Here is a 12,320-nt window from a genome sequence, read left to right as displayed (position 1 = left end):
TTGGTGATCAACTGAAGGAGTTCAGAAATGGAAGATTCTCAAGATGCTGTGAATCTCGCCTTAGACCCCGAGCGTCAACCACTCACCGTCGCAGAAGCGGATTCGGATAACGTCATCAAACTAACGAACATTGTCGGAGAGTTTGCCACAGGCGTTATTTCTGCCCCGGATGGATGGTCGGAAGGTGATACTGTCAGAGTGTTCATCACGAGAGATAGGCACACGATTGAAGCTGGGTATGTACCTGGCGTCGGCAAACCTGACGTTAATGGGAATTTCAATATTCCACTGCGTAAATACGCCTTTCTGGAGTACGTAGCAGGGAATCCAGTTGTGTTTTTTTACGGTTGGTATTTCGCGTCAGGTCCTGCTTTTCAATCACCTAATTCTATTCCGTACAGCATCCAGCACAGTTGATCGAGAATGTTCTTAAATGCCCAATCCTTTATGTGTTGGGCATTTTTTGTTTTTGCTGTTGTTCAGGCAACAGCTAACCAACATTTTGCGTGGATATTTTTTAGGTGTGCATTTATAAAGTGATCCCAAGCATATGAAAAATATCGAATAAATTAATTGGCACGACTTGTGTAAAGGTTCATGGGTACTCACTCGGAACCACGGAGTCGGCCCCATGACAACTTTCCCCAGCACCGCCCACCTGATCCGCTCGGACGCCGAAGCCATCGCCGTCGCGCACAAACTCGCGGCTCGCTTCGCCGTCGAAGCCAGCGTCCGCGACCGCGATCGACGCTTGCCGGTGGCCGAGCTGGACGAATTCTCCGCGAGCGGTCTTTGGGGCATCACGGTTCCCAAGGAATACGGCGGTGCCGGTGTGTCCTATGTGACCGTCGCCGAAGTGATCAAGATCATTTCCGCCGCCGATTCATCCCTCGGCCAGATCCCGCAGAACCACCTCGGCGTGCTCGACATCCTGTTGCAAACCGCCACTGAAGAGCAGAAGCGCTACTACTTTGGCAAAGTCCTGCAGGGTTACCGTTTCGGTAACGCCTTCTCCGAATCCAAAAGCAAAAACGCCGGGGCCTTTGAAACCCGCATTCGCTTCGACCAGGACACCGCGCAGATCGACGGCGAGAAGTTCTACTGCACCGGCGCGTTGTTCGCACACATCGTGCCGGCGGTGGCGGTCAACGAACAGAATCAAGCCTTCATCGCCTTCATCGAGCGCGACAATCCCGGCCTGACGGTGATCGACAGCTGGGACGGTTTCGGCCAGCGCACCACCGCCAGCGGCGGCGTGACCCTCAACGCGGTGAAAGTGCCGTTGAACGCGGTCATCCCGGCCCACAAAGCCTTCGACGAACCCACCGCCGACGGTCCTATCTCGCAAATCATCCAGGCTGCCGTGGACACCGGCATCGCCGTCGGTGCGCTGGAGGAAACCAAGCGCTACGCCCGCGAATCCCGTCCATGGATCGACAGCGGTAACGATCACGGCTGGCAGGACCCGTTCAGTATCGCTGCGATTGGCGATCTCGAATGGCGCGTCCACGGCACCGAAGCGATTCTGAAAAAGGCCGGTCTGGCCATCGACGCGGCGTTACTCAATCCCAACGAAGACACCGTTGCCCACGCCTCCGTGGTGGTGGCCCAGGCCAAGGTCCTGTCGGCCGACATCGCCTTGCTCACCAGCAGCAAACTCTTCGAGCTGGCCGGCACCCGCTCGGTGCTTGGCAAGTACAACCTCGACCGCCACTGGCGCAACGCCCGGACCCACACCCTGCACGACCCGGCGCGCTGGAAATACCACCTGATCGGCAACTACTTGCTCAACGGCGTGAAGCCCGCGCGCCATGCCTGGAACTGAGGAGCCCACCATGAATGCCTTGACCCAACCGATTAGCGCCGGGCAACCCCTGGCCAAAAGTCAGCACGACTTGCACAACGCCCGCAGCCTGCTCGACGCGACCCTGCGGTTTGTCCGCCAGCACGAGCAAGCCACGCAGGATCCCTATGTCATCAGCCGCTTTGGCGATCTGCACATTCGCATCGAAGTCGCCGCCGCGCTGCTCGAACGCGCCGAAGAATTCCTGAGCAGCACTGAGGACGACACGGAAATCAGCGTCGCCATCGCCGAGTCGCACCTGGCCAGCGCTGATGCCTTGAGCGCCGTGAGTAATGCGGAATTCGAACTCACCGGCCAACGCACTGCGTTGCACGGTTCACTGCATGACCCGCTGCGCTGGAAACTTCACCTGATCGGCAACTTCCGCCTCAACGGCATTCATCCCCCCAGTGTTCGGAGTGCCGTTTGATGGCCCGTGAAATTCGTCTCAACGCTTTTGACATGAACTGCGTCGGTCATCAGTCGCCGGGGTTGTGGGCACATCCGCGGGATCGTTCCTGGCAGTACAAGGACCTCGAATACTGGACCGATCTGGCGAAAATCCTTGAGCGTGGCAAGTTCGACGGCTTGTTCATTGCCGACGTGCTCGGGATCTACGACGTCTACAACGGCAACGGTGATGCGGCGATCCGCCAGGCGGCGCAGGTGCCGGTCAATGATCCGCTGCAACTGATCCCGCCGATGGCGCTGGTCACCGAGCATTTGGGTTTTGGCCTGACTGCATCGCTGTCCTTCGAACATCCGTATCCGTTCGCCCGCCGCCTCTCGACTCTGGATCACCTGACCAAGGGCCGCGCCGGCTGGAACATCGTCACCTCGTATCTGGAAAGCGGCGCCAAGAATCTCGGCCAGAAAAACCAGACCGAACACGATGCCCGCTATGACTTCGCCGAAGAGTACCTGGAGGTTTGCTACAAGCTCTGGGAAGGCAGTTGGGAGGAGGGCGCTATTCTGCGGGATCGCGAGCGGCGGATCTTCAGCGATCCGAGCAAAATCCATGAGATCCAGCACGTTGGTAAACACTTCCAAGTGCCGGGCATTCACCTCTGCGAGCCTTCGCCGCAACGCACGCCGGTGTTGTATCAGGCCGGTGCGTCGAGTCGTGGCAAGCAGTTCGCAGCGGAGCATGCCGAGTGCGTGTTTGTCGCCGCGCCGTCGAAAGTACTGCTGAAGAAAACCGTGGCGGATATCCGTCGTCGTGCCGCTGAAGCGGGGCGCGATCCGAAGAAGATTCTGATCTTCAACCTGCAAACGGTGATTCTTGGCGAGACCGATGCCAAGGCCAAAGCCAAGTTCGAGGAATACAAAACCTGGGTCAGCTACGAGGGCGCCATGGCGCTGATTTCCGGCTGGACCGGGATTGATTTCAGCCAGTTCAAACCGGATGAACCGCTCAAGCACGTGCACACCAATGCGATTCAGTCGGCGGTGGAAGCGTTCTCCACCGCAGACCCGAACAAGGTCTGGACCCCGAATGAACTGGCGGATTGGGTCGGGATTGGCGGGTTTGGGCCGTTGTTTGTCGGCAGCCCGGAAACCGTCGCGGATCTGCTGCAGGAGTGGGTCGAGGAAACCGATGTGGACGGCTTCAACCTGGCGTATGCGTTGACCCACGAAACCTTTATCGACGCCGTGGAATTGCTGGTGCCGGAGTTGCAAAAGCGCGGTGTGTACAAGACCGAATACGCGCCGGGGACCTTGCGCGAAAAGCTGTTTGGCGAAGGGCCGCGACTGCCCGAGATTCATCCGGGGGCAGGGTATCGGGATTTGGTGGGGTTACGGCAGCAGGAGAAGAAAGTGGTGTCTGCGTAGACGCCTTCGCGAGCAAGCCCGCTCCCACAGGGGAGCGAGTTGCCCGAGAGACATGATGATCGTTCCCACGCTCTGCGTGGGAATGCCGCCATGGACGCTCTGCGTCCGCTTTTGGAGCTGGGACGCGGAGCGTCCCGAGATGCATTCCCACGCGGAGCGTGGGAACGATCATTACAGGGGATGGCGATCAATTTTCAGCCCGGCGGACCACCGCACGCTTTTGCCCATGAACAGGAGGTCAATCCATGAGCGTGCATGAACTCAAGCGTCCGCCAATCGCGGATTCTGTCGAATGGCAGGTCAAGGCGCCCCAGGCTTTGGAGCAGTTGCGCCATTGGGGCCAGGTCAGTCCATTGCAAACCGCGCTGCGACACAAACGCCACGGCCAGTGGTTTGTCTGGCGCTGGATCGATGCCTTGCGCGATGTCGAGCGTTTGGCCGATGGCTTGCGCCAGCAGGGTTTTACCGAAGACTCGCGGCTGGCCCTGAGCGGTACTTTCGAACCGAATCTATTGCTGCTGGCCCTGGCGGCGAAGCATGTCGGCGGTGAAGTCCTCACCTTGCCCGACACCCTCGACGCCGAATCGCTGCACAAAGTGCTGTGGCGCAGCCGTCCGACCCACGCCTTTATCCAGGGCCGGCAAACCCGACAACTGTGGCTCAACCACGGCCAATCACTGCTGAGTTTCGACGAACTCCTCGGCCCGGTCGAACCGCCGCAACGCCTGCGTCTGGGCGTCAACAGCGCCCAACTCTGGAGCGAAGAGGGCACCGAGTGGCAGGACGGCCTCACCGTGTTGCTCGATCAATGGCTGACCAGCGGCCAATCCCTGGCCTTCCCGGAAAGCCCCGGCAGCGCCAGCCGTGACCGCCGCGAAGTCGCGCCGTCCGGGCTGCTGTTGTCCGCCGAACGTCTGCAACGCCTGGCCGATGAAATCGACAGCCGCCTCGCGCCCCCAGGCACCTGGCGCCGACGCCTGTGCGACTGGGCCATCGCCCACCCGGAAAAACCCCTGCAACGCCTGATCAAAAACCGCGTTCGCCGATTGCTGGGCTTCCACAACCTGCATTTCATCTGGCAAGCCACCCGCAGCCCTGACGCTCAACCCGCGCCAACCTGGCTTGCCGAATTCAAACGGGACATCGCATGAGCTCGACCGACTCCATCCTGCAAGTCAGCGGCATTTCCCTGTCGTTCAAAGGCGTGAAGGCGATCAACGAATTGTCCTTCGACGTGCGCCGGGGCGAGATCTGCGCGCTGATCGGCCCGAACGGCGCGGGCAAGAGTTCGCTGCTCAACGTGCTGAACGGCGTGTACCGCTTCGATGCCGGCTCGATAGTCTTTGAGCAGCAACCGTTTAAACGCATCGATCCATTAAGCGCCGCTCGCCGGGGCATCGGTCGCACGTTCCAGAACAACGCACTGTTCAAGAAGATGAGCGTGATCGACAACATCCTCACCGGCCTGTCACGCCACCTGCGCAGCAGCTTTATCGAACAAGCGCTGAACCTGCCGCGTGCCCGACGCGAGGCGCAAGACTTCCGCCAGCAAGCCCAAGGCATTCTCGAATTCCTCGAACTGCAAGCCCACCGCGACGTACCGGTGGGCAATCTGTCCTACGGCCTGCAAAAGCGTGTGGAGCTGGGCCGCGCCTTGATCGCCGGCCCGCGTCTATTGCTGCTGGACGAGCCGATGGCCGGAATGAACGCCGAAGAGAAACAGGAAATGGCCCGCTTCATCGCCGACATCAACCGCGACCTCGGCACCACGGTGGTGTTGATCGAACACGACATGAGCGTGGTCATGGGCCTGTCCGACCATGTCGTGGTGCTGGATTACGGGCGCAAGGTCGGCGACGGCACCCCCGCGCAAGTGCAGGCCGATCCCGAAGTGATCGCGGCCTATCTGGGAGTGGTGCACTGATGACGTTCTTCTTCGAAACCCTGCTCGGCGGCTTGCTTGCCGGGACCATGTATTCCTTGGTCGCCATCGGTTTTGTGCTGATCTACAAGGCCAGCGGCGTGTTCAATTTTGCCCAGGGCTCGATGCTGCTGTTCGCTGCGCTGACCTTTGTCAGCCTGCATGACCAAGGCGTGCCGTTCGCGTTGGCGCTGTTGCTGACGGTGCTGGTGATGATCATCGGCGCGTTGCTGATCGAACGGCTGGTGCTGCGGCCCTTGGTCAACCGTTCGCAAATCACCCTGTTCATGGCCACGCTGGGCCTGTCGTTCATCATCGAAGGCCTGGCCCAGGGCTTGATGGGTTCGCAAGTGCGGGCGCTGGACCTGGGCATCGATGACGTGCCGATTTTCATCGGCGGGATGATGGTCAGCCAGTTCGACCTGATCGCCGCCGCAGCCGCCATCGTGTTGGTGACGGTGCTGGCGCTGCTGTTCAACAAGACCCGGATCGGTGTGTCCCTGCGCGCCGTGGCGGATGACACCACCGCCGCGTTGTCGATCGGCATCAACCTCAATCGCATCTGGCAGATCGTCTGGGCGGTGGCCGGGGTGGTCGGGCTCGTCGCCGGATTACTGTGGGGGGCGCGCCAAGGGGTGCAGTTTTCCCTGTCGCTGGTGGTGCTCAAGGCCTTGCCGGTGTTGATCATCGGTGGCTTCACCTCGATTGGCGGGGCAATTGTCGGCGGGCTGATTGTCGGTGCGGCGGAGAACCTCGCCGAGGTCTATATCGGTCCGCTGATCGGCGGCGGCATCACGCCGTGGTTCGCCTATGTCCTGGCCCTGGCCTTCCTGTACATCCGTCCCGCCGGCCTGTTCGGCGAGCGCGCCATCGAGCGAGTCTGAACCCATGTCGATTTCCCTAACCCGCGAAACCGCGCCGTCAGTGTTGATCCAGCGTCGCGTGCCCATCGGACTGAGCGCTCTACTGCTGATCGCTTTCGTCATCGTGCCGCTGACCGGCAATGACTATTGGCTGAACGCGATTCTGATCCCGTTCCTGGTGCTGTCCCTGGCCGGGCTCGGCCTCAATCTGCTGACGGGTTACACCGGCCAGACCTCGGTCGGCGCGGCGGGATTCATGGCGGTGGGTGCTTTTGCCACTTACGGCTTTCTGCTGCGACTGCCCGAGTTGGGCCTGCCGGTGGCACTGCTCGGCGGCGGCTTGATCAGCGCCGTGGTCGGTTTTGTGTTCGGTTTGCCGAGTTCGCGGATCAAAGGTTTTTACCTGATGGTCACCACGTTGGCCGCGCAGTTCTTCCTCGAATGGCTGTTCGTCAAATTCCCCTGGTTCTACAACTACGGCTCGTCCGGGACTATTTCCGCTCCGAAACTGGCACTGTTCGGCCATGACCTCAACACCCCGGTCGGGCGTTATTTGCTGACCCTGAGCACGGTGCTGCTGTTGACCTGGGTCGCGGTGAACCTGGTGAAAAGCCAGATCGGCCGCAACTGGATGGCGATCCGCGACATGGACACCGCCGCTGCCGTGATCGGCATCCCCGTGGTGCGCTACAAACACTTGGCCTTCGCCGTCAGCTCCTTCTATCTCGGCATCGCCGGCGCCTTGTGGGCTTTCGCCTACCTGGGCACCGCCAGCGCCAGCAGCTTCGATATCAATCGTTCATTCCAGATCCTGTTCATCATCATTATTGGCGGCATGGGCAGCATCGCCGGCAACTTCGTCGGCGCGGCGTTTATCAGTTTGCTGCCGATCTTGCTCAGCCACGCCGGGCAAGCCTTGTTTGGTGGTTCGGTGGACGCCGGGCAATTGCAAAACCTGCAAAAAATCATCTTCGGCGTGTTGATCATCCTGTTCCTGATCAAGGAACCGGAAGGGCTGATTCGCCTGCTGGGCAACCTTCGTGAACGGCTGAGCCACTGGCCGCTGCGCTTCTGAATTCCTATCTGATTAGAGAGACAACATGCGTGCATCCTTGAAACGTTCCTTGCTCGGCGCGGCCCTGACACTGGCGGTTTTCAGCAGTGCGGTACCGATGGTCCAGGCCTCGCCAGACCAACAGTTCTTCCCGTTGGCCACGTATCGCGTTGGCGCGTATGCCTCCAGCGGCGTGCAGGTGTGGGCCGGGATGCTCGATTACCTGAACTACATCAACGAGGTGGAGGGCGGGATCAACGGCGTCAAACTGGTCTGGCAGGAATGCGAAACCGAGTGGACGGCGGAGAAGGGCATCGAGTGCTATGAGCGCTTCAAGAAAGGCCTGGACGGCGCGCCGGTGGCGATCTATTCCCCCAACGGTGCCCCGGCGGCGTATGCCTTGAGCGAGCGGGCCGAGGTCGACAAAATCCCGCTGATCACCCTCGGCTACGGTCGCACCGAAGCCACCGACGGCACGGTGTTCCCCTACAACTTCCCGGTGATGCTGACCTTCTACAGCGAGGCCTCGAGCCTGATCAACTACATCGCCCAGCGCGAGGGCGGCTTCGACAAACTCAAGGGCAAGAAGATTGCCACGGTCTATCACGACTCGGCTTACGGGCGCGAAACCCTCGGCCCGCTGAAGCTATTGGCGGAGAAATACGGCTTCGAAAATATCCAGATTCCGGTAGCGGATCCAGGCAACGAACAGTCGTCGCAATGGCGGCAGATTCGCCAGGTCAACCCGGACTGGGTGTTCCTGCGCACCTGGGGCGTTTCCACGCCCGTGGCGGTCAAGACTGCCGCACGGTTCGGCTTCCCGGTGGACCATATCGTCGGCGATATCTGGGCCAGTTCCAGCGAAGACGTGTTGCCCGCCGGTGCCGCCGCCAAAGGTTATCTGGCGCTGACGCCATACCCGGCCGGCACCGATTTCGAGATCCACAAACGCCTCAAGCAATACATCCTCGACAAGGGCAAAAGTGACCTCAAGGACCTGAAGAATTTTGGCAGCGTCTACTACAACTCCGGGCTGGTGAACGCCGCCGTGATGGTCGAAGCGATTCGCACGGCGCAAGGCAAGTTTGGCAAACGTCCGTTGAATGGCGAGGAAGGGCGCTGGGGCCTGGAACACTTGAACATCGACGATGCGCGGCTCAAGGACATGGGCTACTTCGGGTTGATGCAAAACCTCAAATTGTCGTGCAAGGATCACGAGGGCGGGGGTTCGGCGCGGGTGCAGCAGTGGGACGGCGCCAACTGGACGCTGATCAGCGACTGGATTGCGGCGGATCGCGCTTTGTTGCGGCCGTTGATCGACGAAAAATCCGCCGCGTTCGCCAAGGAAAAAGGCCTGACGCCGCGCACCTGCACCGGGGATGAATAAGCTATGAACCACGCCGCCACGGATAACGCCACGCAGGCGCTGTTGCAGGTCAAGGACATCGAGGTGATCTACGACGGCGCGATCCTGGCCGTGGCCGGGGTGTCGCTGACGGTGCCCAAGGGTGGCATCGTCGCATTGCTCGGGGCCAACGGCGCGGGCAAAAGCACCACGCTCAAGGCAATTTCCGGGTTGGTGCGGGCCGAACGGGCGGAGGTCAGTCGCGGCAGCATCGAGTTTTTAGGCCGCGACACGGCCGGGGTCGATCCGAGTGTGCGGGTGCGCCAGGGCATGGTCCATGTGCTGGAGGGTCGGCACGTGTTCCCGCAACTGACGGTGGAGGACAACCTGCGCAGCGGCGGGTTTGTCCGACGCTTGAGTCGCCAGGACCTGGCCCGGGACCTGGAGCGGATCTACGCCTGGTTCCCCCGCCTGAAAACCAAGCGCAAGACCCAGGCCGGGCTGACCTCCGGGGGCGAGCAGCAGATGGTCGCCATCGGTCGTGCATTGATGACACGTCCTACTTTGGTACTGCTTGATGAACCTTCCATGGGTTTGGCGCCTATTATCGTCCAGGAGATTTTCGAGATCGTCGCCCAGCTCAATCGCGACGAGCAGGTGAGCTTCCTGATTGCCGAGCAAAACATTAATGTGGCGCTCAAGTACGCGTCCCAGGCTTACGTGCTCGACACCGGGCGGGTGGTGTTGTCCGGCAGCGCCGAAGAGCTGCTGGCCCGGGGCGATCTGCACGACTTCTATTTAGGCAAACACTGACCGTGAGAATGCGATGAATCAAACCTCCAGCGGACAGGCGACCGACGCCATCCGCCATGCAGACATCCTGATCATTGGCGGTGGCCTCAGCGGCGCGATGCTGGCGGCGCAGTTGCTGCGTTTGCCCGGCAAGCGGTCGTTGCTGGTGATCGAACCCCGCGCCGAACTCGGCCGGGGCGAGGCCTACAGCGCGGTCGAATTGGGCCATACGCTGAACGGCAACGCGGCGCGGATGAGCGTCGATCCGGACAACGCCGATGACCTGACTCAATGGTTGACGGACTACATCGCGGCGGGTGGCTGGCCGGAGTCGGATCAGCAGCATGTGCCGATCAGCGAGTTGTTTCCGCCGAGGGGGATTTTTGGCTTGTACGTGCAACAGCGTTTGGTGCAAGCCCAAGCGGTGGGGGCGGTGAACGGTTCGTCGGTGGAGCATGTGCGGGCCGAGGTGGTGGACCTGCAAACCTTCGATGATTGCGTGCGGCTGAGTTTGAGCGACGGTCAACGCTTGCAGGGCACTTTTGCGGTGCTGGCCACGGGGATGTTCCCCGCCGCACGCACGCCGCAGACCGAATCCAGCGGTTTGAACGCTGCGGCGCTGGATCCGTGGGATGTGGCGGCTATGCAGCAACTTGATCCGCAATCCACGGTGTTGATCATCGGCTCGGGCCTGACCATGGTCGATGCGGTGGTATCGCTGGAACAGGCCGGGCATCGTGGGCCGATCGAAGTGTTTTCCCGTCACGGATTGCTGCCCCATGTCCGGCGCCAGCCGCCGGCCTGGGTGGATTTTCTAGCCGAGGACCACAGCATTCGCACGCCGCGTCAGTTGCTGCGCGAACTGCGCCGGCATTGCCGGGACGCGATCGCCCAAGGCATCGACTGGCAATCGCCGCTCGACACGGTGCGGGCGCACATCGGTCGCTTGTGGAATCAGGCGACGGACGTGCAGCGTCGGCAATTCGTGCGGCATGTGCGGCCATGGTGGGAAAGTCATCACCACCGTTCGCCGCCGTTGAGTGCGGAGTTGGTGGCGCGGCTGCACGGGGAAGGGCGGCTGCGGATTCAGGCGGCGTCGTTCAAGGGGTTGGCGCCTTCTTCGAGCGCTGAAGTAAGCATTCGCATCCGTCGTCGTGGCGAAGCGCAAACGGTGATCGTCAGCGGCGCGGCATTGATCAATTCCAGCGGCATCGAATACGACTGGCGCCGGGTCGCCCGGCCGCTGCCACAGCAGTTGCTGGCGCGAGGGCTGATCAAACCGGGGCCGTTGGCGCTGGGGATTGCGGCAGCGGTGGATGGCGCGGTACTGGACACCGAAGGGCAGGTCGCCCAACGGCTATTCGCCATGGGCCCGCCATTGCGCGGCATGTGGTGGGAGAGTACGGCGGTAACGGATGTGGCGAGTCAGGCCAAGGCCTTGGCGGCGCGGCTGGTAGATAAATCCTGAGTCAAATTTGCTTGCTGGACCGTAGCAGCTCGGCAGCTGCTACAACGACGAAACCCCGGGTAGATCGGATCTATCCGGGGTTTCTTGTTTGAAGCGGCACAAACTTACGAATCAATACGCTGATATTTCGAACCGAACTCAGGGCGGTTTTCAGCCACGTAGAGTTTGGCTTGTTCGGCGTTTTGCTGCAGGTTGACGCTGCCTTTGTGTTCGGTGTCGATGCTGACACTGTTGACGTTCTGGGTTGCCGGTTGGCCGACTTTTACCGCAGCGATGGATTGTGTGGCGGCCATGGCCGAGGTAGCGCCAAGGACGGTAAGGGCGAAGGTAAGGCCGATAATGCTTTTCATGATGTTGCTCCAGAGAGTGGGAAGAAGATGTCGCCACTCTAGTGGCGAAGCGCGGCGATGAAAAAACACCCTTGCGCATAGTCGATATCGAGCGCGTTGATCCATGGATCACCCCTGTGGGAGTGGGCTTGCTCGCGAAAGCGGTGTAACAGTCGATATTTTTGTTGAATGTTAAACAGCCTTCGCGAGCAAGCCCGCTCCCACAGTTGATAGGTGTTGATCACATAATTTGTGCCTGGCACAAAACCATTGTGGGAGCGAGCTTGCTCGCGATGAGGGCATCACATTCAACATCGCTGTTAACTGACTGGCCGCCATCGCGAGCAAGCTCGCTCCCACAATTGGATCAGTAGCGCTGATATTTCGAGCCGAATTCAGGGCGGTTTTCTGCAACGACCACACCGGCGTGTACGGCATTGCTTGGACTGATCAGCGCAACCCGTTCGCGCAGTTCTTGCAGACGGTCAGCGCCACCTTCGGCTACACGATTCTGGATCAGGCGATCGGAGCCACCTTCCGCCACACGTTCACGCAACTCTTGCAAACGGTCAGCACCGCCTTCCGCGACGCGATTCTGTTGCAGCCGATCCGAGCCACCTTCCACCAACAGTTGCTGAGTCGGGGCGTGGGACACGGCAGGGGTGTTGGCCGAGGCCAGGTTCGACAGGCCGAGGCCGCCAATCAGTGCCAGACCGAGTGCCAGGGACGAAACTTTCGAGAAGTTGAACATGGGTGATTCTCCGTGCGCTTAATGATTGAGTGAGTCAGCAGCACTGGGTTGGTCAGTGCTGTCTGGTGTTCACAGTTAAACGCCGGGGTGTATCGGTGATGTGTGCTGCAACGTCGCGAAG

Annotated in this window: 13 protein-coding genes; 11 read left to right on the top strand and 2 right to left on the bottom strand. The window is 60.6% G+C overall.

Going from position 1 to position 12,320, the window contains the following annotated elements:
• Positions 1–27 precede the first annotated feature (27 nt).
• From BK667_RS17175 to BK667_RS17120, 11 genes are all read left to right on the top strand, one after another.
• Positions 28–417, top strand: coding sequence for a hypothetical protein (locus BK667_RS17175; protein ID WP_123598356.1), 390 nt, complete (start codon positions 28–30; stop codon positions 415–417).
• Between the two features lie 214 nt (positions 418–631).
• Positions 632–1,825 carry an SfnB family sulfur acquisition oxidoreductase gene (locus BK667_RS17170; RefSeq protein WP_123598355.1) on the top strand — a complete coding sequence of 398 codons (1,194 nt, stop codon included), beginning with the start codon at positions 632–634 and terminating at the stop codon, positions 1,823–1,825.
• 10 nt (positions 1,826–1,835) lie between these two features.
• Positions 1,836–2,273: an acyl-CoA dehydrogenase gene (locus BK667_RS17165; protein ID WP_123598354.1), complete on the top strand. Its 438-nt coding sequence runs from the start codon at positions 1,836–1,838 to the stop codon at positions 2,271–2,273.
• Entirely contained in the window at positions 2,273–3,676 is a 1,404-nt protein-coding gene (locus BK667_RS17160; RefSeq protein WP_123508801.1) for an LLM class flavin-dependent oxidoreductase, read from the top strand. Before BK667_RS17165 ends, BK667_RS17160 begins: the two co-directional genes overlap by 1 nt.
• A 245-nt stretch (positions 3,677–3,921) precedes the next feature.
• Positions 3,922–4,827, top strand: a complete 906-nt coding sequence (locus tag BK667_RS17150; protein ID WP_123598353.1) for an AMP-binding protein — start codon at positions 3,922–3,924, stop codon at positions 4,825–4,827.
• On the top strand, positions 4,824–5,600 hold the full coding sequence (locus tag BK667_RS17145) for an ABC transporter ATP-binding protein (protein ID WP_123508798.1): 777 nt from the start codon (positions 4,824–4,826) through the stop codon (positions 5,598–5,600). Before BK667_RS17150 ends, BK667_RS17145 begins: the two co-directional genes overlap by 4 nt.
• Positions 5,600–6,481, top strand: a complete 882-nt coding sequence (locus BK667_RS17140) for a branched-chain amino acid ABC transporter permease (RefSeq protein ID WP_123598352.1) — start codon at positions 5,600–5,602, stop codon at positions 6,479–6,481. Before BK667_RS17145 ends, BK667_RS17140 begins: the two co-directional genes overlap by 1 nt.
• Positions 6,482–6,485: 4 nt before the next feature.
• Positions 6,486–7,535 (top strand): branched-chain amino acid ABC transporter permease, encoded by a 1,050-nt coding sequence (locus BK667_RS17135; protein WP_123598351.1) that lies wholly within the window; start codon positions 6,486–6,488, stop codon positions 7,533–7,535.
• A gap of 25 nt (positions 7,536–7,560) precedes the next feature.
• Entirely contained in the window at positions 7,561–8,901 is a 1,341-nt protein-coding gene (locus tag BK667_RS17130) for an ABC transporter substrate-binding protein (RefSeq protein ID WP_123598350.1), read from the top strand.
• A 3-nt stretch (positions 8,902–8,904) separates the two neighbouring features.
• Positions 8,905–9,672 carry an ABC transporter ATP-binding protein gene (locus BK667_RS17125; RefSeq protein ID WP_123598349.1) on the top strand — a complete coding sequence of 256 codons (768 nt, stop codon included), beginning with the start codon at positions 8,905–8,907 and terminating at the stop codon, positions 9,670–9,672.
• Between the two features lie 13 nt (positions 9,673–9,685).
• Positions 9,686–11,119 (top strand): FAD/NAD(P)-binding protein, encoded by a 1,434-nt coding sequence (locus BK667_RS17120; RefSeq protein ID WP_123598348.1) that lies wholly within the window; start codon positions 9,686–9,688, stop codon positions 11,117–11,119.
• 104 nt (positions 11,120–11,223) lie between these two features.
• Here BK667_RS17120 and BK667_RS17115 read toward each other — a convergent pair whose 3' ends face one another.
• Positions 11,224–11,469 (bottom strand): hypothetical protein, encoded by a 246-nt coding sequence (locus BK667_RS17115; protein WP_123508879.1) that lies wholly within the window; start codon positions 11,467–11,469, stop codon positions 11,224–11,226.
• Between the two features lie 346 nt (positions 11,470–11,815).
• Positions 11,816–12,199, bottom strand: a complete 384-nt coding sequence (locus tag BK667_RS17105; RefSeq protein ID WP_123598346.1) for a hypothetical protein — start codon at positions 12,197–12,199, stop codon at positions 11,816–11,818.
• Between the last annotated feature and the right edge of the window lie 121 nt (positions 12,200–12,320).

Origin of the sequence: Pseudomonas frederiksbergensis, from assembly GCF_003732705.1 — a bacterium.
GTDB lineage: Bacteria > Pseudomonadota > Gammaproteobacteria > Pseudomonadales > Pseudomonadaceae > Aquipseudomonas > Aquipseudomonas frederiksbergensis_F.
Note: the sequence above shows the minus strand (reverse complement) of the source record. Positions and strands in the feature narration are given on the sequence as shown.